This is a genomic window from Pseudomonas sp. GW821-FHT02C04 (genome assembly GCF_059421845.1).
Genome location: NZ_JBWKVT010000002.1, coordinates 468914 through 488291, shown reverse-complemented (window position 1 = coordinate 488291; position 19378 = coordinate 468914). Strand labels below are relative to the sequence as shown.

The 19378-nt window shown below is 60.4% G+C and carries 22 protein-coding genes; 7 read left to right on the top strand and 15 right to left on the bottom strand.

The features are described 5' to 3' along the window. The first annotated feature begins 3 nt into the window (after positions 1–3). From AC07VV_RS10400 to AC07VV_RS10390, 3 genes are read left to right on the top strand one after another with little or no spacing between them, the layout of a single operon-like run. A complete protein-coding gene (locus AC07VV_RS10400) occupies positions 4–1113 on the top strand; it encodes a tetratricopeptide repeat protein (RefSeq protein WP_495036158.1) in 1110 nt (369 codons plus the stop codon). Next, complete coding sequence (locus AC07VV_RS10395) at positions 1110–1715, top strand: lysozyme inhibitor LprI family protein (RefSeq protein ID WP_495036157.1); 606 nt, start codon at positions 1110–1112, stop codon at positions 1713–1715. Before AC07VV_RS10400 ends, AC07VV_RS10395 begins: the two co-directional genes overlap by 4 nt. Before the next feature lie 4 nt (positions 1716–1719). Continuing rightward, positions 1720–2160, top strand: a complete 441-nt coding sequence (locus AC07VV_RS10390) for a hypothetical protein (RefSeq protein ID WP_495036156.1) — start codon at positions 1720–1722, stop codon at positions 2158–2160. Positions 2161–2216: 56 nt separating this feature from the next. Here AC07VV_RS10390 and AC07VV_RS10385 read toward each other — a convergent pair whose 3' ends face one another. Beyond that, the gene (locus AC07VV_RS10385; RefSeq protein ID WP_495036155.1) at positions 2217–2585 is read right to left on the bottom strand and encodes a DUF6124 family protein; all 369 of its coding nucleotides are present in this window, start codon (positions 2583–2585) and stop codon (positions 2217–2219) included. A gap of 588 nt (positions 2586–3173) precedes the next feature. Between AC07VV_RS10385 and AC07VV_RS10380 the strand changes: the two genes are divergently transcribed. Continuing rightward, a complete protein-coding gene (locus tag AC07VV_RS10380) occupies positions 3174–3557 on the top strand; it encodes an SCP2 sterol-binding domain-containing protein (RefSeq protein ID WP_039765176.1) in 384 nt (127 codons plus the stop codon). Positions 3558–3593: 36 nt separating this feature from the next. Here the strand turns inward: AC07VV_RS10380 and AC07VV_RS10375 are convergent, their stop codons facing one another. The 8 genes from AC07VV_RS10375 to exbB form a co-directional block, all read right to left on the bottom strand. Next, the gene (locus tag AC07VV_RS10375) at positions 3594–4355 is read right to left on the bottom strand and encodes a Fic/DOC family protein (protein ID WP_495036154.1); all 762 of its coding nucleotides are present in this window, start codon (positions 4353–4355) and stop codon (positions 3594–3596) included. Further along, positions 4352–4609, bottom strand: a complete 258-nt coding sequence (locus tag AC07VV_RS10370; protein ID WP_495036153.1) for a hypothetical protein — start codon at positions 4607–4609, stop codon at positions 4352–4354. The genes AC07VV_RS10375 and AC07VV_RS10370 overlap by 4 nt, the downstream gene beginning before the upstream one ends. Positions 4610–4746: 137 nt before the next feature. Continuing rightward, a complete protein-coding gene (locus tag AC07VV_RS10365) occupies positions 4747–6147 on the bottom strand; it encodes an aminoacyl-tRNA deacylase and HDOD domain-containing protein (RefSeq protein WP_085708861.1) in 1401 nt (466 codons plus the stop codon). Between the two features lie 79 nt (positions 6148–6226). Next, positions 6227–8302, bottom strand: coding sequence for an ATP-dependent DNA helicase RecG (gene recG / locus AC07VV_RS10360; RefSeq protein WP_495036152.1), 2076 nt, complete (start codon positions 8300–8302; stop codon positions 6227–6229). Positions 8303–8311: 9 nt separating this feature from the next. Then, positions 8312–9241: a hydrogen peroxide-inducible genes activator gene (locus AC07VV_RS10355; protein WP_007954418.1), complete on the bottom strand. Its 930-nt coding sequence runs from the start codon at positions 9239–9241 to the stop codon at positions 8312–8314. A 175-nt stretch (positions 9242–9416) separates the two neighbouring features. Further along, positions 9417–10163: an energy transducer TonB family protein gene (locus AC07VV_RS10350; RefSeq protein WP_096817268.1), complete on the bottom strand. Its 747-nt coding sequence runs from the start codon at positions 10161–10163 to the stop codon at positions 9417–9419. Then, a complete protein-coding gene (exbD, locus tag AC07VV_RS10345) occupies positions 10160–10588 on the bottom strand; it encodes a TonB system transport protein ExbD (RefSeq protein WP_096817269.1) in 429 nt (142 codons plus the stop codon). The genes AC07VV_RS10350 and exbD overlap by 4 nt, the downstream gene beginning before the upstream one ends. A 6-nt stretch (positions 10589–10594) precedes the next feature. Further along, positions 10595–11557, bottom strand: coding sequence for a tonB-system energizer ExbB (gene exbB / locus AC07VV_RS10340; RefSeq protein WP_495036151.1), 963 nt, complete (start codon positions 11555–11557; stop codon positions 10595–10597). 188 nt (positions 11558–11745) lie between these two features. On the opposite strand from exbB, the gene AC07VV_RS10335 reads away from it, so the two are divergent. Next, the gene (locus tag AC07VV_RS10335) at positions 11746–12603 is read left to right on the top strand and encodes an SDR family oxidoreductase (protein ID WP_495036150.1); all 858 of its coding nucleotides are present in this window, start codon (positions 11746–11748) and stop codon (positions 12601–12603) included. A gap of 63 nt (positions 12604–12666) precedes the next feature. Here the strand turns inward: AC07VV_RS10335 and AC07VV_RS10330 are convergent, their stop codons facing one another. The 6 genes from AC07VV_RS10330 to AC07VV_RS10305 all read right to left on the bottom strand — a co-directional run bounded on the left by AC07VV_RS10330 (position 12667) and on the right by AC07VV_RS10305 (position 17977). Next, entirely contained in the window at positions 12667–13407 is a 741-nt protein-coding gene (locus AC07VV_RS10330) for a putative periplasmic lipoprotein (protein ID WP_495036149.1), read from the bottom strand. 73 nt (positions 13408–13480) lie between these two features. Continuing rightward, on the bottom strand, positions 13481–13861 hold the full coding sequence (locus AC07VV_RS10325) for a RidA family protein (protein WP_003229509.1): 381 nt from the start codon (positions 13859–13861) through the stop codon (positions 13481–13483). Positions 13862–13885: 24 nt separating this feature from the next. Beyond that, the gene (gene spoT, locus AC07VV_RS10320) at positions 13886–15991 is read right to left on the bottom strand and encodes a bifunctional GTP diphosphokinase/guanosine-3',5'-bis pyrophosphate 3'-pyrophosphohydrolase (RefSeq protein ID WP_007954439.1); all 2106 of its coding nucleotides are present in this window, start codon (positions 15989–15991) and stop codon (positions 13886–13888) included. A 57-nt stretch (positions 15992–16048) separates the two neighbouring features. Beyond that, complete coding sequence (gene rpoZ, locus AC07VV_RS10315; protein ID WP_003229503.1) at positions 16049–16312, bottom strand: DNA-directed RNA polymerase subunit omega; 264 nt, start codon at positions 16310–16312, stop codon at positions 16049–16051. Between the two features lie 168 nt (positions 16313–16480). Continuing rightward, positions 16481–17101, bottom strand: coding sequence for a guanylate kinase (gene gmk, locus AC07VV_RS10310; protein ID WP_003229498.1), 621 nt, complete (start codon positions 17099–17101; stop codon positions 16481–16483). 12 nt (positions 17102–17113) lie between these two features. After that, positions 17114–17977, bottom strand: a complete 864-nt coding sequence (locus AC07VV_RS10305; RefSeq protein ID WP_007954440.1) for a YicC/YloC family endoribonuclease — start codon at positions 17975–17977, stop codon at positions 17114–17116. Between the two features lie 268 nt (positions 17978–18245). Here AC07VV_RS10305 and rph point away from each other — a divergent pair, with 268 nt between their 5' ends. Both rph and AC07VV_RS10295 read left to right on the top strand, forming a co-directional pair. Beyond that, positions 18246–18968: a ribonuclease PH gene (gene rph, locus AC07VV_RS10300; RefSeq protein ID WP_085731379.1), complete on the top strand. Its 723-nt coding sequence runs from the start codon at positions 18246–18248 to the stop codon at positions 18966–18968. 28 nt (positions 18969–18996) lie between these two features. Then, positions 18997–19365, top strand: a complete 369-nt coding sequence (locus tag AC07VV_RS10295; RefSeq protein ID WP_096817279.1) for a DUF4870 domain-containing protein — start codon at positions 18997–18999, stop codon at positions 19363–19365. Positions 19366–19378 lie beyond the last annotated feature (13 nt).

The window sequence follows — 19378 nt, the reverse complement described above, 5'->3', positions numbered from 1 at the left end:
TGAATGAATCAAGGATTGAAGAAAGTGAAACGCGTTTTGCGGAGTGTTCTCTGCGCACTTACTTGTTATGTCACCGTCTCGGGTTTTCCCGCACTCGCTGCGCCCCAAGTCCTCAAGGAAATCCCGGCGAGCCTGCTGGGTGATGGGTCACGGCAAAACGTGTTCATTCTGGCGGGGGATGCGGACGAGGCATCCAACCGGTTGTTGATCGCGCCGGCTCAAGCGCGCAATGAGGACATATTGCTCGATACGTCCAAGGCGTTGCCTCTGACGAAGAGTCAGTACTCGTCTGTTCTTCTGGATAGTTTCAGCGTTCGGGTTTTCAAGGGTCGGCCCGGTGCCATGACGGTTGTGAGTCCACTAGAGGAAGAGGCCCTGGTCAAGCAGCGGTTCGTAGACGCGGGGGACTACATTACGCTGGTGACCAACGAAGAAGACAATCCGGTTTATAACTTCAATCTTTTGTTCACCTTCAATAACGGCTCAAAGCAGTTTGAGCTGAAGAAAGTGCTGCTAGTGGTCAATAACAACTCCTGCGATCGCTCGCTTGTGAGCGTAGCGGAGTTTCCGATTGAGACGTTGGGCCCAACCACTCTGGCTTCATTCAACGGCCTTGAAGCGCTTAAAAAGTTGCGGGCTGCAAGCGTTGGCGGCTCTCAGGGCGGTTATAAAAAACTGATGACGGTCGATTCTGCTGATCTGTTGGATATGGCGCTGGCAGCCTACCGAAAGGGTGATGACTTTTCCTTCAAGGATACGATGAGTTACGCGTTGATGGACGGTGGCTCGCATGACACGTGCCCGCCCGACAGCTACATCGTCGAAAAGTACTACTACCCGCAGCATCCCGGCTGGTCCAACGACTTCGGTTTTCTACTCGGCGAAGCGGGGTATTACGCCGAGTCGATTAAGCTGCTGAATGCTGTGATTGCCAACAACCCGGGCCGGACAGTTGCTTATCTGAATCTCGCTGATAGCTATTGGGGGGCGAACGATAAAGAGCGGGCATCGGCGGCGTACAAGCAATACGCGTCGCGTATGTCGGACGCGGGAAAGGCTTCGAAGATTCCTGCGCGTGTAGCTGAGCGCAGCGCCGGAGTATCCGGATCATGATCAAACTCAAGGCGTTATTTGAACTGGTCGCGGGTGCTTCTTTGGCTGCATTGCTGGTTCCTGCGCATGCCCAGGAAACCTGCAATCCCGACAGCTTTTCCAATCCCGATATGATTATTTGCGGTCAGCAGACTTTCGAGAAAGTCGATGCGTTGTTGAATGAACAATACAAGAAAGCGCTGGTCAGTTTGGCACCTGCCGACAAGAAACAACTCACTGATGTACAAAAGAAGTGGGTGCGCTTCAAAGAGGCGTATTGCGAGGATATCTATCAGTCGGCTTTGCCCGGTGCAGAGGCGCCCATCGAAAAGCTTGGGTGCCTTGTGCAAACAACCAATGCCCGGTTGGGGGAGTTGGTTGCTCTACAGACTGGCATGATGATTGATGGTTTCTACAAAGCGGCATCCGTAATGGCTGGGTCCGGTGAGAGCCGGGAGAGGGGAATGGTGGCTTCAATCGAGCGATTGGGAGGGGCTGAGCTCGATGATCCGCTATTTAAGCAATACGCTAGTGGGCACTGCGAAATGAGCGAACGTGTGCTCCGGGAAGATTTAGTCTATTGCACGGCGCGAATGCGCTTTCAGTTACCTCTGAACCGTTGAAGGGATGATCGGTTTGAAATCAATCCGGGCATTGTTTGTTGCGCTGTTGTTCCTCTTTCCTCTGATGGCTCACAGCGAGGTCAAAACGGAGGTCTATTGCTTCCGCTCGCAAGAGGGCAAGAGCATCAATTTTGAATTGCGGACCTATTACGACTCGACCGCCAAATGGGAAGGTGCGAGCGTCAAGTACAGCAAGTCGAAAGAGGTAATTGCTCTCGTCTATGGAGGCTCGGAAGAAGAATTTCCCAACCCTGACCGTCCCCCCGAAATCACGACGAAGTGGGTGGAGGTGTCTGGAGGTCTGGTGACTGGGGATTATGTAATGGCGAGTCAGGATCCCTTCATTTACGGAATCGTTTACACAAACCGCAAGTCCGGAAAGAAATACATCTTCGAGCACGATAGCAATATGAGCGCTTTGCCTGAAACCGGCTGTCAGTGGTGAGCCGCAATCACTGAAAAAGGGGACTTAGCGTCCCCTTTTTTCCGCCCGCGATTCAGCTACGGCTTGGCTTGGTAATCTCGAAACTCAATGTGATCGAGCGTTCCTTCCACCATCAACCGCACGCCGTCCGCCATTCTGCTCAGGCCCAGTGCCATCGAGCGGCGGGGGCCGTCGAGGTCGTCGGCCAGGTTGGCGGCGAAGGCGCTGATGGACAGGAGGTCTTCGGAGGCGTTGGCCATGAGCGCTTCGGCGTCGGCGTTGGGGCAGAGCGCGAACAGGCCGCCGAGGCGTTTGGGGCGTGGGGTGGTGGGCTTGAAATGGTGGTCGAGGGCGCGTTCGGCGGCTTCGTGGAGTTTCTTTGAATCGGGAGATTCGTAGGGGGAGGTTTCTGGGATTTCAGGAGGGTTGGGTGTTGGTTTGATCATGGATGTCATCCCTGGAGTTAAGACGCTGACACCGTTTCGCTTTGCACTTCGAAATAGGTGGCAGCTGTGCGTTGGTGTGCAAGACCGGTCCAGGTGCCCGGCAGACCCGAAGGTCTCCGACGCACAGCCGCCATAACGATCCGCGAGCATAGGAAAAGGCTCGGCGAAATGCCATTGCGATTGTGCACCTGAACCGGACTTGCACGTCCGAGTCACCGATTTTGCGGCGACACACAGAGGCTATCGGTGATGTCCAAGTTCGCCTAGTTCATGGGTATCCCCGCGTTTTGCGGGAAATTTCCCATAGGTTTGCGGGGGAGAAGATCAAAAGATCGCAGCCTCCGGCAGCTCCTACAGGAATGTGTTTCTTCAGGTGTAGGACGGGGGGATGGTGTGACGCGGAGCGTCACGGGATGCATTCCCACGCGGAGCGTGGGAACGATCAAGGCTAGGGGCTGGAAATCGTGACTTGGTAGTCATCTGGCAGGAAAAGTCCAGCATCGTCTTCTATCAGTCCAAGATAGTGGCGAATCCATCCGAATCCCTTACACTCCCCCAGCCGTTCATTTTCCTTTTGAGGCTGTGCGCATGAAATTTCGTTTTCTTCTGTGGATGCTGGGTCTGTTGATGGGTAAGGCCAGTCGGACAAATCCTGCGTTCCAGCAGCAGTTGGGTGACAAGGATCTGGTATTTCAGCTACAGACTCTGGACGGGAAGGTGGCGCGGCATTTCGTGGTGAAGGATCAGCGCATTACCAGCAAGTCCGGGGTGGTGGCGGAGCCGGCGTTTGCGATTGCGTTCAAGGATGCGGCGTTCGGGTTTGCGACGATGCAGGCGAAGAACAAGCAGCTGGCGTTCATGCAGGGGATTCAGGACAAGTCGATCCAGCTCAAGGGCAATCCGGCGCTGGTCATGTGGTTTCAGGGGTTGATGAAGTATTTGAAGCCGAGGAAGGCCAAGCCGAAGTCATAGGGCTTTCAGGTAGCTTGCCGGGACAGTTCAGCGTTTTCAGCTGTCCGGTTCAGGGGGCTCGGCGTCCAGTGGCTGGCCCCGGTATGTCTTGTAGATCTGCTGGACTTTCGGGTTGTCCAGCTTCTCGTAAGTGATGTCTTCCTTGTCCAGGCCATCCAGGCCTCTGATGCCACTGATGGTCTCTGGCCATTCGTCACGACTGGATATATCGACTACGAACGGGTTGAGGTAGTTATCGAGATGCCTTTCGCGCGGCTCTCGGATCTCGTCGCTGAGTGCCCGCAGGTAGTCGTCTTTGTTTGTTCTTGACCAGTCGATGGCGAACCCGGCTCGATAACAGAGTTCCATGAAGACCAATAGAATCGCGCGGCCATTGCCGTCCAGGAAGGGGTGTGCGAAAGCGAGTTGGCCCATCACTCCACCGGGATGGTCTCTGAAGCGCTTCTTGTCTGCTGCGAGCTTGAGCGCATAGTCGACAGACATTTTGATGGAGTCCGGGCGCTCGAAGACGGTGCTGCGAGGGTCGTCGAGAGAGCCCTTGAAGACTGCCAGGTGGGGGACAAGCTCGTTCCGGTCTTTTCCTGCCCAGTGATAGAAGCCTGAGAACAGGATCTCGTGAACGTTGAGTACAGTCTGGTAATCGATTGGCTTTTTCTTGGCCAGATAGGCAAGCGCCTCTTCGATACTCAATTCGAACGAAAGATGCTCTGACTCTTTTACTTCAACGGGATCTTTCAGTTGCAGCGAGTTTTGAAGATATCCAGCCGTTTCGAAGTCGCCGAACGGATCAAAAGTCATGCGCTATGTTTCTGTGCACGCCTTTCCTGAAGATAGCGCCCTTGGAGCGCCAGGATTTCAGATTTGCTCAGAACGCCTTTTCTCTTGAGATTGACGAGCAACTGTTCGATGCCATCCAGTTCGACGACATCGCCAGCCAAGCGGGTAATCCCCACGGCCATACGACTCATGCCGTCACGTCTGGCCGTAACCTTGTTGTCTTTGGCAAGCTTGCGGACTTCGCTAGCAACGCTGACAGCATCTGTTTGGGTCATCGGAAATCCCTCTGTTTGCCGTCAAATCATAGCAGGGCGCTTGTTTGCTGTCGTTGCTGGCAAAGTGACCGAAATCTGTGGAACCAGGGCCATATTTGCAATCAAAAAAGGCCCTGGGTGGAGTTCCGAAGATTGCTTTAAGCCTGGCTGAACTGCGAAGCCAGTTCACGCAGCAACACTTCAGCCTCAAGCACTTTGCTGACGACGTCATTGGCCTTGTCACGAGTCAGGCCAACGCGTTCCAGCAGCGCATCCGGAATGTCTTCATCCGGGCCGGAGCCGATCCCGCGACCGCGCAGCAGGCGCACGGCCAGGCAGACGAGGTTCGGGTATTCGGCGTAGGCGCCGTCGTAGTTCGGGTCGTGCTGGAAGCGCAGGGCGGTGGCCAGTTCGTCCGGCATGTCCCAGTAGCGCATCAGCCAGGAGCCGATCTGTTCGCGGCTGATGCCCAACAGGTGTTGCTCGACATAGCTGTGGCACAGGTGCGGGTTGACCTCCAGGTGGCGGCAGATCAGCGAGAAGTGCGGCGGGAACACGTGGGCCAGCAGCAGATAGCCGAAGTTGTGCAGCAGGCCGGCGAGGTAGGTCAGGCCGGCTTCCGGGCGCTGGGCGCGCGGCATGGCGCGGGTCAGGCCTTCGATGACGGCGGCGGTGTAGATCGACTGCTGCCAGTACGGCGTGGTGTGTTGCGGGTGATCCTTGGGCAGGCTCAGGGTCTTGCCGAGGGCCAGGCCCAGCGCCAGGTTGATCACCAGATCGAAGCCCAGCACGCGGACGATCGCGTCTTCCACCGAACGGATCTTGCCCGGCGAAGCGTAGTACGGCGACGCCGCCCAGCTCACCACTTGCGCGGCCAGCGCCGGGTCGGTTTCGACCACGCCGGTGATGTCGTCAATGGTGGCGTTCGGGTCTACGCGCAGCTTGATGATTTTTTGTGCGGTTTCGGCCAGCGGCGGAATCTCGATGGTCGCTTCCAGACGTTGCTGGATGCGCCGCGCGGTGAACGCCTGCACGGCCTGGGTGATTTCCTCGCGGTCATCGTCCGGGCGGTCGAGGTTCGGGCGGATGCTGCTCAGGGCTTCGCCGAAGTTGGCGGCGCTGGCCTTGGTCAGCATGGTCTTGAAGTCTTCGCTGGCGATTTCCAGCAGCAGGCCCGGCTCGCCGGAGTTGATCAGCAACTTCGGCTCGCGCAGCAGGCTTTCTTCGTAGAGGCACGGCGAGCTGGTCAGCGCCGGCAGGCCCGGCAACAGGCTCAGGCTGTGTTTGCCGAGCATCTTTTCCAGCCGCTCGGTGGACACGGCAGTCAGGCGACGGCCCGTCAGCTCGGCGAGGCGGTTGAGATCCAGCAACTGGCTCTGTGGAAACAGCACCATCAGCGCACCGACCGCGTCGTCCAGCAACACGGCCTGCACTTTGCGCGAGGCATTGAGGCCGTGGTGGTCGAGCACTTCTTCGTAGGCGACGCCCAGCTTGTTGAGCAGCAGCCGAATAACAGACGGAGCGTGCGGGGATTCGGGGGCGAGAGCAGCTTCGGTCATGGTCTGTATCCGTTTTTGAAACAATTGCTGGAGTATAACCAGCTTGGTTGGAACGAGCTTTGAGAAACTGCGACGGTGCTCACACTTGGCCGTATTGCTGCCCGTGTCGCAGCCATCGGTCGAGCAGCGGGCTGACGTGAGTGGGCCAGCGTTCGAGCAAGGCCTGGGCGGCATCGCGCACGGCTGGCAACAGATCGGCGTCGCGCATCAGGTCCGCGACCTTGAATTGCAGCAGGCCGGTCTGGCGGGTACCGAGCATTTCGCCGGGGCCGCGCAGTTCGAGGTCTTTTTCGGCGATGACGAAACCGTCGTTGGTCTCGCGCATGATGCCCAGGCGCTGGCGGCCGATCTGCGACAGCGGCGGATGGTAGAGCAGCACGCAATGGCTGACGGCGCTGCCCCGACCGACGCGGCCGCGCAACTGGTGCAGTTGCGCAAGGCCCAGACGCTCGGGGTTTTCGATGATCATCAGGCTGGCGTTGGGCACGTCCACGCCGACTTCGATCACGGTGGTGGCAACCAGCAGTTGCAGGTTGCCGGCCTTGAATTCGGCCATGACGGCCGCTTTCTCGGCGGGTTTCATGCGGCCGTGGATCAGCCCGACCTTCAACTCGCCGAGGGCGGCGGTCAGGTCTTCGAAGGTGGTTTCGGCGGCCTGGCAGGTCAGCTCTTCGGACTCTTCGATCAGCGTGCACACCCAATAGGCCTGACGGCCCTCGGCGCAGGCGCTGCGCACCCGTTCGATGACTTCGACACGGCGGGTGTCGGTGACCAGCACGGTGTTGACCGGGGTTCGACCGGGTGGCAGTTCATCGAGGATCGAGGTGTCGAGGTCGGCGTAGGCGCTCATCGCCAGCGTCCGGGGAATCGGCGTGGCGGTCATGATCAATTGGTGCGGACACATGCGGCCGCCGACGCCTTTCTGCCGCAACGCCAGACGCTGCTGCACGCCGAAGCGGTGTTGTTCGTCGATGATCACCAGCGCGAGGTTCTTGAACTGCACTTCGTCCTGGAACAGCGCGTGGGTGCCGACCACCATCGGTGTACCGCTGGCGATCTGCTCCAGCGCGGCCACGCGGTTCTTGCCCTTGAGCTTGCCGGCCAGCCACGCCACGTCGATGCCCAGCGGCTCGAGCCAGCGCTTGAAGGTGATGAAGTGCTGCTCGGCGAGGATCTCGGTCGGCGCCATCAATGCGACTTGGTAGCCAGCCTCCAGCGCTTGCAGCGCGGCGAGGGCGGCGACCACGGTTTTACCCGCGCCGACGTCACCCTGAATCAACCGCAGCATCGGTTCGTGCTGACTGAGGTCGTAGGCGATTTCGTTGCCGACTCGTTGTTGCGCGCCGGTCGGGTTGAAGCCGAGGTTGGCCAGGTATTTCGGTGGCAGCTTCGTGGCTTTCGGCATGGCCGGTGCGCGCAGGGAACGCATGCTTTCGCGCAGGCGCTGCTGGGACAGTTGATGGGTCAGCAGCTCTTCGAAGGCCAGGCGATGCTGGGCCCAGTGATGACCGAGGGCGAGTTCGTCGACGTCGGCATCGGCGGGCGGGTTGTGCAGATAGCGGATCGCATCGGCCAGCGGCGCCAGTTGGTAATCGCGGGCCAGTTCGGTCGGCAGCCAGTCGGGCAGGGTGGCCGGCTTGAGCAGGGTCAGCGTCTGCAGGCACAACTGGCGCAGACGCGCCTGGGTCAGGCCTTCGGTCAGCGGGTAGACCGGGGTCAGGGTTTCATCCACTGGCGGCGGTTCGTCGCCGTTGATGGCGCGGTATTCCGGGTGGTAGATCTCCAGCCCCGAGGCACCGGGCCGGGCTTCGCCGTAGCAGCGAATCCGCGTGCCACGCTTGAGGCCTTCTTTCTGCGCGTTGCTGAAGTGGTAGAAGCGCAGGCTCAAGCCGCCGGTGCCGTCCTGCAAGCGCACGACGAGGCTGCGCCGCCGGCCCATGACCACGTCGGCGCCACTGACGGTGCCTTCGACCACGGCGTCCTGCCCCGGCCGCAATGCGCCGATCGGCACCACGCGGGTGCGATCCTGATAGCGCAGCGGCAGGTGGAACAGTACGTCCTGGAGGTTTTCCAGACCGACCTTGGCCAGTTTCTCGGCCATGGCTTCACCGACACCCTTGAGTGCGGTGACCGACACCTGCGACAGCTCAGTCATGACGCTGGCTTAACCGGCCGTGACCGGCGCGGCGGGTTTGGCGACCGAGCACAGGCGAATGGAGTCGGCGAGGATCTCGATGGCTTTCGGCCGAGGGAAACTGGCGCGCCAGGCAATGGCCACTGTGCGGAACGGCACTGGTGCCGACAGTGGGCGCACTTCGATGACGCCCGGGGCGTAGTGATGGCTGTCCACCGCCGACAGCGGCAGGATCGAGATGCCCAGGCCGGACGCGACCATGTGGCGAATGGTTTCCAGCGAGCTGGATTCCACTGTGGTGTGTTTGGCGCCGTCGTTGCCCTTGGTCAGGGTCGGGCAGGCTTCCAGAACCTGATCGCGGAAGCAGTGACCCTCGCCGAGCAGCAGCAGGCTCTTGTCGTTGAGCAGCGCGGCGTCGATGGATTCTTTCTGGGTCCACGGGTGCTGGGCCGGCATCAGGACGTAGAACGGCTCGTCGTAGAGTTGCAGGGTCAGCACGTCGGCTTCGTTGAACGGCAGGGCGATGATGATCGCGTCCAGTTCGCCGTTGCGCAGTTTGTCGCGCAGCACGTGGGTGAAGTTTTCTTCGATGTACAACGGCATCTGCGGGGCGACCCGGTGCAGTTGTGGAATCAGGTGCGGGAACAGGTACGGGCCGACGGTGTAGATCGCGCCGACTTTCAGCGGGGCGGTCAGCTGGTTCTTGCCGGCCTGGGCCAGTTCGCGGATGCCTTGGGCCTGCTCCAGCACTTTCTGCGCCTGGGCGACGATGCCTTCGCCGACCGGGGTCAGGCGCACGGCGCTTTTGCTGCGCTCGAAAATCAGCACACCGAGTTCGTCTTCAAGCTTTTTCACGCCCACCGACAGGGTCGGCTGGCTGACGTGGCAACGCTCGGCCGCGTGGCCGAAATGCTGCTCTTGGGCGAGGGTAACGATGTAGCGTAATTCTGTGAGGGTCATAGCAAGCGTCCATGAAGATGCGGGCCAAGCATACCGGCTGCAATCGATAGACGCACGTTATCAGACTGAGTGATGAATGCGACACCGGGCAATGCCGGTTTGCCGTTTGCAGATATGAGAAAGGCACCTTTCGGTGCCTTTTTGGCGGGATCGAGCCGTGTTCTGCCAGTGCAGATCAGCGGCGACGTTCCAGCGAGTAAACAAACGGCGCAACAATTTCGATCGAGCCATTGGTCAACATGTCGGCCGGTGGCTTGGGCAGCGGTTGAGCGCGGCGGATCATGTCCAGGGTGGCCCGGTCCAGATCGGCGTTGCCGGAGCGGCCTACCAGTTCGAATGACAGCACGTTGCCTTCGGCATCGACCACGAAACGCAGCCGGTTCAAGCCTTCCTTGCCCCGTGCCTGTGCGCTTTGCGGGTACTTCTTGTACTTCTGCAAATGCGCGAGCAGGGTGCCTTGCCAACTGGCCTTGGCCGCCAGTTGTGCTGGCGACGGGCCCGGTGCCGGCTGGGCGGATTTCTCCGTCGGCGCCTGGGTCTGCTGAGTTTCTGCCGGTTTTTCCTCGGAAGGTTTTTCCTTCACAGGCTCCGGTTTCTTCTCAACCGGTTTTGGCGGTTGCGGCTTCGGCTTGGGCTTCACTGGCTTGGGCACGGCAATTTCTGCCTTGGGGGCTTCGGCCAGTTTCGGGATCGGCAGTTCTTCGACCGGAGCCGGTGGCTGCGGTGGCGTGACGACTTTCGGCGGTGCAGGCGGTGGCGGGGCCGGAACCGGTGCCAGCTCGACCATCATTGCCTGGGGCGGCAATTCGATGGGCGGGCGGGCGGTCCAGTTCAGCGCCAGCGCGATGGCCAGCGCATGAACGCCCAGCACCACGGCCAGGCTACCGCTGTAACGCGTCAGCTTATGGCGCGTCGTGATCATTTCTTGACTGCGCTCTCGAGTCCGACCAGACCGACCTTCAGGTAACCGGCGGCGCGCAGGTTGTCCATCACGCTCATCAGGTCGCCGTAGTCGACGCCTTTGTCGGCCTGGAAGAAGATCGTCGTGTCTTTCTTGCCTTTGGTCCGGGCGTCGAGGGTGGCGCCGAGGGCTTCGGCCTTCACTTCGTCTTCGCCAAGGAACAGGCGCTGGTCAGCCTTCACGCTGAGGAACACCGGTTTCTCCGGCCGCGGCGCCGGTTTGGCGGTCGAGGCAGGCAGGTCAACCTTGATGTCCACGGTGGCCAATGGAGCGGCCACCATGAAGATGATCAACAGCACCAGCATCACGTCGATGAACGGCGTGACGTTGATTTCGTGGTTCTCGGCCAGATCGTCGTCTGCGCCTTCTTTCAAATGCAGGCCCATGGCCGATTACCCCACTTTCACCATGTGCGGTTGCGAGCTGTTGCGCTCAGGCTGGTGGTCGAGGTCGCGGCTGACCAGCAGCAGCACCTGAGCCGACGCATCGGACACCTGAGCCTTGTAACCGGCGATGGAGCGGGCGAACACGTTGTAGATGACCACGGCAGGAATCGCGGCAACCAGACCCAGTGCGGTAGCCAGCAGCGCTTCAGCGATACCCGGTGCCACGACGGCGAGGTTGGTGGTCTGGGTTTTGGCGATGCCGATGAAGCTGTTCATGATGCCCCACACGGTGCCGAACAGGCCGACGAACGGTGCGGTGGAACCGATGGTGGCGAGTACGCCGGTGCCGCTGCTCATGTTGCGGCCACAGGCAGCCACCAAGCGCTCAAGGCGGAAGCTCACGCGTTCCTTGATGCCTTCTTTCTCGCGGGAGTTGACCGACAGGCGCATCTCTTCGAGGGCGTCGTGAACCAGCAGGTTGGCGAGGGTGCCTTCCTTCGCCGCAGTGGCGCTGGCTTCTTTAAGGGTGGCAGCTTTTTTCAGGGCAGCGATTTCGCCACGCAGACGACGCTTGGCGCCCATCAGCTCAAGACCCTTGGCGATCCAGATGGTCCAGGTGATGATCGACGCGATGGCCAGGCCGATCATCACGATTTTCACGATGATGTCGGCGTTCTGGTACATGCCCCATGGCGACAGGTCGTGGGCCATGCCCAGGGTGTTGTCGGCTTCGAGGACTTCAGGTGCGTCTTCGGCGCTGGCATCCACGGCTTGAACCGGGTCGGTCGCGGCTGGTGCGGCAGCAGGTGCGGCCGGTGCAGTCTGCTCGTGAGCGGCTGGAGTGGCCGGCGTCTGGGCGTCAGCGAAAGCGGCGGTTGGCGCCAGCATCAGGCTGAGGAGCAGGGCAGCCACCGCGCTCCAGGCGCGAGGTCGTTTGGTTGGCGAAGCGGGGATTTGATTGCGTGTCATGCTGGCCGGACCTGAGATAGAAAAACGGTGATGCTCTTCCAGGCCTCGTGAGGCCGAGAACAAAAGTGGCGTGCATTATTGCAAGTAATTCTTGTTAACAAAAGTAATAGAGTTGCTTTTTTTCCTTCATTGCTAGCCGCTCGTCCCCTGCCAAGGCTAGTCTGTCGCTTTCCGATGGGAGATTTTTGATGTCCGCGCCCTCTGTTTTGATCGCCGGTTGCGGTGATGTCGGCAGCCGTCTGGCAAAGCAATTACTGGCTGCCGGTTTTCAGGTGTATGGCCTGCGCCGGGATGTTTCACGTTTGCCGGAAGGCGTTATCGGTGTGGCCGGTGACTTGTTCAATGAAGATTGCCCCGAGACCTGGCCGGTCGGCGCCGTGGATTACCTGGTGTATTGCGCGGCCGCGACCGAGCACGATGAAGCCGGTTATCGCGCGGCTTATGTGCAGGGTTTGCAGCATGTGCTGGAGTGGTTGAACGACTACGGCCAGGTGCCAGACCGTCTGCTGTTTGTCTCCAGCAGCAGTGTTTATGGGCAGCAGGACGGTGAGTGGGTGGATGAAACCTCTGCGACCGTCGCTGCCGGTTATTCCGGTCGGTTGATGCTGGAAGCCGAGCAGGTTGCGCTCAGCAGCGGCATTCCAGCGAGTATCGTGCGTCTGACCGGCATTTACGGCCCGGGCCGTGAATGGCTGCTGACCCAGGTGCGTCGTGGCTATCGCGTGGCGGTCGATCCGCCGCTGTATGGCAATCGCATCCATGCCGATGACGCAGCGGGTTTGATGGCGTTTCTGCTGGAGGCGGATCGCAAAGGTGTGGTGCTGGATGACATCTACATCGGCGTGGACGATGCGCCGGCACCGCTGGCCGAGGTCGTTGCCTGGTTGCGTGAGTATCTGGGTGTCACCGAATGGTCGGAAGACGAGAGCGTGCGTCGAACCGGCAGCAAGCGTTGCAGCAATGCACGGGCGAAGGCGTTGGGCTGGGTGCCGACGTATCCGAGTTATCGCGAGGGGTATGCCGCGATTCTTGAAGGTCGCTGCTGACTTCCGGACGTAAAAAAGGCGGGAGCAATGGCTTGCTTCCGCCTTTTTTGTTTCAAGCGCAGATCACTGCTTCTCGAGCAACCACTTGCGTTCGCCGGGGCTGAACTGCGGTTGTTCGTCCGCCAGTGCCGTGTTCACGGCCTGCAGGATTTCCAGTTCCTTGCCCTTGCGAACGAAGATCCAGTTGTTGCCCTGACCGTTCTGTTGCAGCCACATGCTGTCGTTGCCGCTGCTCATCGACGCGCAGTCGCCTGCCAGGCACAAGGCATAGCGGTCGGCGCCGGGCAGGCCGGAGACTTGTCCGTCGGCCTGGAATTGCACGGTGGCGCCTTCGCCCTGGCCGCTGGCGATCTTCCAGTTGCCACCCAGGTAGGCTGCGTACAGCGCGCGTTCGAAGCTGGCACCGATCGGTGCGCCTTCCGGCACGGGGATCTGGGCGCGGTCGAAGAGCTGCTGTGGTTCGTTTTCGCTGGCGGCCTGGTGCAACTGGCTACCGTCGCGCTTCAACTCGCTGCCGGAGCTGCCGTAGAAGTCGACTTTCCAGGCGCCGGACTGTTCGCCCAGCAGCCGTCCTTCGACGTTCTCGAAACCGTTGGTGAAGCGGGCCTGACTGGCCTTGGTGTTGATGTCCCATTCCAGGTTCGGGCCGTAGGCCTGAAGCGCTTCGCGCAGGGGGCCGCCCTTGGCGGCGGCATCGATGGCGACCTGATTGATCCAGGTGCCGCTGATGTCACGGTCGGCAGGGTTGCTGGCGCAACCGCCGAGGAAAATGGCGAGCAGCGAGAGAGCAAGCGCTTTGCGCATGGTGGAATCCTTTCAAAACCTTTTCTTTACCGCAGAGCAGTCGGCGCGACCTTGAATGGCCGCGCCGTGCGCATTACTCGATGACCAGAATGGCATCCATTTCAACCTGCGAACCCTTTGGCAGGGCAGCAACGCCGATGGCGGCGCGTGCTGGGTACGGCTGGTCGAAGTACTTGCCCATGATCTCGTTGACCTTGGCGAAGTGGCTCAGGTCGGTGAGGAAGATGTTCAGCTTGACGATGTCCTTGAACGAACCGCCGGCAGCTTCGGCCACGGCTTTCAGGTTCTCGAACACCTGGACGGTCTGGGCTTCGAAGCCTTCGACCAGTTCCATGGTTTTCGGGTCCAGCGGGATCTGGCCCGACATGTAGACAGTGTTGCCAGCCTTGATCGCCTGGGAGTAAGTGCCGATGGCGGCCGGGGCCTTGTCGCTGGTGATAACGGTCTTGGTCATGTATGACTCCTTGTAATGGTGGGCTCAGGCACGCATGCGGGTGATGCGGATCACCCCGGTCAGTGCGCGCAGTTTCTTGATCACGCGGGCCAGGTGCACACGGTCGTGGACGCTGACCACCAGTTGGACGACGCTGATGCGGCCATCGCGTTCGTCCATGCTGATTTTCTCGATATTGCCATCGGCCGCGTTGACGCTGCTGGCCAGCAGGGCGATCAGGCCGCGCTGGTGCTCCAGCTCGACGCGCAGTTCGACGTTGAATTCGCCGGTGACATCCTTGGCCCACGAGAGCTGGATGCATTTTTCCGGGTTGTGGCGGATTTCGCTGATGTTGCGGCAGTTGTCCAGGTGCACGACCATGCCTTTGCCCGCCGACAGGTGACCGACAATCGGGTCGCCCGGGATCGGCGTGCAGCATTTGGCGTAGCTGAGGACCAGACCTTCGGTGCCGCGAATCGCCAGCGGACCTTCCGGGCTTGGCAGTTGTTCGCCTTCGCCGAGCAGCCGGCGCGCCACGACGTAGGCCATGCGGTTGCCCAGGCCGATGTCTTCAAGCAAATCTTCGATCAGTTCGAGGCGGTACTCGGTGAGCATCGCCTTCACGCGTTCGGCCGGAATCTGTTCCAGCGCGCTGTCGAAACCGTTGAGCACCTTGTTCAGCAGGCGTTCGCCGAGGCTGATGGATTCGGAGCGGCGTTGCAGTTTCAGTGCATGGCGGATGTGGGTCCGCGCCTTGCCAGTGACCACGAAGTTGAGCCACGCCGGGTTCGGCCGTGCGCCGGGGGCGCTGACGATCTCGACCGTGGAGCCGCTTTGCAGCGGTTCGGACAGCGGTGCGAGACGCCGGTTGATCCGGCAGGCGATGCAGCTGTTGCCGACGTCGGTGTGCACCGCGTAGGCAAAGTCGACCGCCGTGGAGCCTTTCGGCAGCTCCATGATCCGGCCTTTGGGCGTGAACACGTAGACCTCGTCCGGGAACAGGTCGATCTTCACGCTCTCGATGAATTCCAGCGAGTTGCCGGCACGTTGCTGCATTTCCAGCACGCCCTTGACCCACTGACGGGCGCGGGCATGAGTGCCTTTCGGCTGCTCGTCGCCGCTGGATTTGTACAGCCAGTGGGCGGCGATGCCGTTGTTGGCCATCTCTTCCATTTCACGGGTACGGATCTGAATCTCGATCGGTACACCGTGCATGCCGAACAGCGTGGTGTGCAGCGACTGATAGCCGTTGGCCTTGGGAATCGCGATGTAATCCTTGAAGCGTCCCGGCAACGGTTTGTACAAATTATGTACAGCACCCAGCACGCGGTAGCAGGTATCGACCTTGTCGACGATGATCCGGAACGCGTAGACGTCCATGATCTCGTTGAAGGCCCGACGCTTGCCGCGCATTTTCTTGTAGATGCCGTAGAGGTGTTTCTGGCGACCGCTGACTTCGCCCTGGATGCCGTCGATGGCGAGGCAGTGGCCAAGGGATTCTTCGATCTTGTTGACGATTTCCTTGCGGTTGCCCCGGGCGCGTTTGACCGCCTGGTAGATCCGCGCGGAACGCATCGGGTGCATCGCCTTGAAGCCGAGGTCTTCGAACTCGATGCGGATCGCGTGCATGCCCAGGCGGTTGGCGATGGGTGCGTAGATCTCGAGGGTTTCCTTGGCGATGCGCCGGCGTTTTTCACCGGACAGCACTTCCAGCGTGCGCATGTTGTGCAGGCGGTCGGCGAGCTTGACCAGGATCACGCGAATGTCGCGCGCCATGGCCATGGCCATTTTCTGGAAGTTTTCCGCCTGAGCTTCGGCCTTGGTCTCGAAGTTCATCTGGGTCAGTTTGCTGACCCCGTCGACCAGTTCGGCCACGGTTTCACCGAACTGCGCTTGCAGCGCCTCTTTGGCGATACCGGTGTCTTCGATCACGTCATGCAGCATCGCAGCCATCAGGCTCTGATGGTCCATGTGCATGTCGGCAAGAATATTTGCCACGGCAAGGGGATGCGTGACGTACGCCTCGCCGCTGCGGCGGCGTTGGCCGTCGTGGGCTTGTTCGGCGTAGAAATACGCTCGGCGGACCAGGTTGACCTGGTCGTTGCCGAGGTAGGTCGATAAGCGATCGGCGAGGGCGTCTATGCTCGGCATGATAACTCCTGCCGTAGGCTGTGATCCCGCGCCGTGCTACGTCGACCAGGCATAGGCTTAGACGGCCTCGTTGGACTCGTCCTCGAACGCAGCGAAGACCGGGTCTTCGTGGACGATTTCCTGCTCGGCGATGAACTCGTAGCTCATCAGGCCTTCAGCGATTTCACGCAGCGCAACTACGGTCGGTTTGTCGTTTTCCCACTGTACCAGGGGCTCTTTGCCGCCGGTGGCCAGTTGACGGGCACGCTTGGTAGAGAGCATGACCAGCTCAAAGCGGTTTTCCACGTGTTCTAGGCAGTCTTCAACGGTTACGCGGGCCATGGTATTCCTCGGAGCGAATGCAATATGCGCGCTGCCCGGTTGGGCGAGCGGACTCAACAGTTTAAAAAATCACCAGCGATTAGGGAAGCGCTGATTTTTTGACCAGACTCTTCAACGCGCTGCAAGCACCAATGTAAAGCCCTTTCAGCGGTTTTGGGAAGTGCTGTTTCAGCCCAGCAATTCAGCCAGCAATTTGCCGAAACGCACCTGTTGGCGTTTCTGTTGCAGCTGATTGGCGCGGAAAATCGCTTTCAGATCGTCCAGTGCGTGGGCGAAATCGTCGTTGATGATCAGGTAGTCGTACTCGACGTAGTGGCTCATCTCGCTGACGGCTTCGCGCATCCGGCCGTCGATGATCTCGTCGCTGTCCTGGCCACGGTTGGTCAGGCGCTGGTGCAGGGCCTGCAGCGATGGCGGCAGAATGAAGATCGAGCGAGCCTGCGGCATCAGCTTGCGCACTTGCTCGGCGCCTTGCCAGTCGATTTCCAGAATCAGGTCGTGGCCTTCGTCCAGGGTCTGCTGCAGGCGGCTTTGCGAGGTGCCGTAGAAGTTGCCGAAGACTTCGGCGCGTTCCAGGAAGTCGCCGTGCTCGCCCATCTTCACGAACTCTTCGCGGGTCACGAAGTGATAGTTCACGCCGTCCACTTCGCCCGGGCGCATGGCGCGGGTGGTGTGGGAAATCGAAACGCGGATTTCCGGGTTGGCGTCGGTCAGGGCCTTGACCAGGCTGCTCTTGCCCGCGCCCGAAGGGGCGGAAATGATGTACAGGGTGCCGGTGCTGTGGGTCATGTCGGGGTAGCCTTACTCAATATTCTGCACTTGTTCGCGCATCTGCTCGATCAACACCTTGAGGTTGACCGCCGCCTGGGTGCTGCGCGGGTCGAAGGCCTTGGAGCCCAGTGTGTTGGCTTCGCGGTTGAGTTCCTGCATCAGGAAGTCCAGACGCCGGCCGGCGGCGCCGCCGGATTTCAGCACCCGGCGAACTTCGATGATGTGGGTGCTCAGGCGATCCAGTTCTTCGGCCACGTCGCTCTTTTGCGCGAGCATGACCATTTCCTGTTCCAGGCGCTGCGGGTCCATCTCGGCCTTCATGTCGGCGAAGCGGTCGAGGACTTTCTGGCGCTGGGTGGCGAGCATCTGCGGAACCAGTTCGCGCAGGGTCACCACGTCTTCCTCGATAGAGGTCAGGCGATCGTTGATCAGGCGTGCCAGCTCCGCGCCTTCGCGCTCGCGGCCGGCCTTGAGATCTTTCAGGCCTTGATTGAACAGGGCCAGCGCCTCGGCGTTCAACGCCTGCGGGTCAGTGGCATCGGCGACCAGTACGCCCGGCCAGGCCAGCACTTCCAGTGGGTTCAGCGCGGCCGGGTTCTTGATCAGTCCGGCGACGGTTTCGGCAGCGGCGACCAGTTGCGCCGCGCGCTCGCGATCCACTTGCAGCGGCTTGCCGGTGCTTTCCTCGGTGAAGCGCAGGGTGCATTCCAGTTTGCCGCGCGACAGACCCTGGCGCAGGGCTTCGCGGACGGCGCCTTCGAGGTCGCGAAACGACTCCGGCAGGCGCAGGTGGGGTTCCAGGTAGCGGCTGTTGACCGAGCGCAGCTCCCAGCTCAGGGTGCCCTGAACGCCGGCTTTCTCGACGCGGGCGAAGGCGGTCATGCTGTGCACCATGGCGGTGACCTCGCGATACAGATCGGCGCGGATTGAAGCTCCGCAGCTCGATATCAATGAATTTAAGCCGACTGGCAGCAAAGGCGCAGGATTGTAGCGCAGTGCGGCAGATGCGCCCAAACACACGGTGTGACAAAGGGCTGCAGGCCGTCGGCGAAGCACGTTTCAGGGCCCTTGATCGACGGCCGGAATTTTTAAGCAGTGCCCAGGCGCGGTGCGCAGCTCTATAATGCTCCGCAGTTTTCCGTCCCCAGTACAGGTATCTCCTATGAAACGTCCAAGTGGTCGCGCTGCCGATCAGCTCCGCTCGATCCGCATTACCCGCAACTACACCAAGCACGCCGAAGGATCGGTACTGGTCGAATTCGGTGATACCAAAGTCATCTGCACCGTCAGCGTCGAAAACGGCGTGCCGCGTTTCCTGAAAGGTCAGGGCCAGGGCTGGCTGACCGCCGAGTACGGCATGCTGCCGCGCGCCACCGGCGAGCGTAACCAGCGTGAAGCGAGCCGTGGGAAGCAGGGCGGCCGCACCCTGGAAATCCAGCGCCTGATCGGCCGTTCCCTGCGCGCCGCGCTGGACATGTCCAAGCTGGGCGATGTCACTCTGTACGTCGATTGTGACGTGATCCAGGCTGACGGCGGCACTCGTACCGCGTCGATCACCGGCGCGATGGTTGCACTGGTCGATGCCTTGAAAGTGATCAAGAAGCGCGGCGGCCTGAAGGGCGGCGACCCGCTCAAGCAAATGATCGGTGCGGTCTCCGTGGGCATGTACCAGGGCGAGCCGGTGCTGGACCTGGACTATCTTGAAGATTCCGCCGCCGAGACCGACCTCAACGTGGTAATGACCAGCACCGGTGGTTTCATCGAAGTGCAGGGCACCGCCGAAGGCGCGCCGTTCCAGCCTGAAGAGCTGAACGCGATGCTGGAGCTGGCCAAGAAAGGCATGAACGAGATCTTCGAACTGCAAACGGCCGCACTGGCCGACTGAGACGGTTCGTACCCACAAGGAAGACGCGATGAGTGATGAGCAAGAGTTACTGCCCAAGCCGAGCCAGGAGGTTCGCCAATGGGCGATGTTCTGTCACTTGTCCGGCTTGCTGGGGATCTGGTTTCCATTTGGCAGTTTGATCGGGCCGCTGATCCTCTGGCAGATGAAGCGTGAGAAGGACTCGTTTATTGATGCGCAGGGTAAGGAAGCGCTGAATTTTCAGATCACGATGACCATTGCTACGCTCATTGGCGTGGGGCTGACGGTAGTGCTTATTGGGTATCTGCTGATTATCCCGGTGGTCATTTGCTCGTTTGTGCTGCCGATTATTGCTGGGGTGAAGGCTAACAACGGATTCCCTTACCGCTATCCGTTCACTTGGCGATTGCTCAAATAATGATCAACTCGAG

Excerpts from the sequence above, each read along its gene's own strand:
- gmk (WP_003229498.1), bottom strand. The coding sequence starts at position 17,101 with ATGACCCACAGCACCGGCACCCTGTACATCATTTCCGCCCCTTCGGGC.
- AC07VV_RS10365 (WP_085708861.1), bottom strand. The coding sequence starts at position 6,147 with ATGACCGAAGCTGCTCTCGCCCCCGAATCCCCGCACGCTCCGTCTGTT.
- AC07VV_RS10390 (WP_495036156.1), top strand. The coding sequence starts at position 1,720 with ATGATCGGTTTGAAATCAATCCGGGCATTGTTTGTTGCGCTGTTGTTC.
- AC07VV_RS10350 (WP_096817268.1), bottom strand. The coding sequence starts at position 10,163 with ATGATCACGACGCGCCATAAGCTGACGCGTTACAGCGGTAGCCTGGCC.
- AC07VV_RS10325 (WP_003229509.1), bottom strand. The coding sequence starts at position 13,861 with ATGACCAAGACCGTTATCACCAGCGACAAGGCCCCGGCCGCCATCGGC.
- spoT (WP_007954439.1), bottom strand. The coding sequence starts at position 15,991 with ATGCCGAGCATAGACGCCCTCGCCGATCGCTTATCGACCTACCTCGGC.
- AC07VV_RS10380 (WP_039765176.1), top strand. The coding sequence starts at position 3,174 with ATGAAATTTCGTTTTCTTCTGTGGATGCTGGGTCTGTTGATGGGTAAG.
- AC07VV_RS10375 (WP_495036154.1), bottom strand. The coding sequence starts at position 4,355 with ATGACTTTTGATCCGTTCGGCGACTTCGAAACGGCTGGATATCTTCAA.
- AC07VV_RS10395 (WP_495036157.1), top strand. The coding sequence starts at position 1,110 with ATGATCAAACTCAAGGCGTTATTTGAACTGGTCGCGGGTGCTTCTTTG.
- AC07VV_RS10330 (WP_495036149.1), bottom strand. The coding sequence starts at position 13,407 with ATGCGCAAAGCGCTTGCTCTCTCGCTGCTCGCCATTTTCCTCGGCGGT.
- rph (WP_085731379.1), top strand. The coding sequence starts at position 18,246 with ATGAAACGTCCAAGTGGTCGCGCTGCCGATCAGCTCCGCTCGATCCGC.
- AC07VV_RS10305 (WP_007954440.1), bottom strand. The coding sequence starts at position 17,977 with ATGGTGCACAGCATGACCGCCTTCGCCCGCGTCGAGAAAGCCGGCGTT.
- exbD (WP_096817269.1), bottom strand. The coding sequence starts at position 10,588 with ATGGGCCTGCATTTGAAAGAAGGCGCAGACGACGATCTGGCCGAGAAC.
- AC07VV_RS10400 (WP_495036158.1), top strand. The coding sequence starts at position 4 with ATGAATCAAGGATTGAAGAAAGTGAAACGCGTTTTGCGGAGTGTTCTC.
- AC07VV_RS10385 (WP_495036155.1), bottom strand. The coding sequence starts at position 2,585 with ATGATCAAACCAACACCCAACCCTCCTGAAATCCCAGAAACCTCCCCC.
- exbB (WP_495036151.1), bottom strand. The coding sequence starts at position 11,557 with ATGACACGCAATCAAATCCCCGCTTCGCCAACCAAACGACCTCGCGCC.
- rpoZ (WP_003229503.1), bottom strand. The coding sequence starts at position 16,312 with ATGGCCCGCGTAACCGTTGAAGACTGCCTAGAACACGTGGAAAACCGC.
- recG (WP_495036152.1), bottom strand. The coding sequence starts at position 8,302 with ATGACTGAGCTGTCGCAGGTGTCGGTCACCGCACTCAAGGGTGTCGGT.
- AC07VV_RS10370 (WP_495036153.1), bottom strand. The coding sequence starts at position 4,609 with ATGACCCAAACAGATGCTGTCAGCGTTGCTAGCGAAGTCCGCAAGCTT.
- AC07VV_RS10335 (WP_495036150.1), top strand. The coding sequence starts at position 11,746 with ATGTCCGCGCCCTCTGTTTTGATCGCCGGTTGCGGTGATGTCGGCAGC.
- AC07VV_RS10295 (WP_096817279.1), top strand. The coding sequence starts at position 18,997 with ATGAGTGATGAGCAAGAGTTACTGCCCAAGCCGAGCCAGGAGGTTCGC.
- AC07VV_RS10355 (WP_007954418.1), bottom strand. The coding sequence starts at position 9,241 with ATGACCCTCACAGAATTACGCTACATCGTTACCCTCGCCCAAGAGCAG.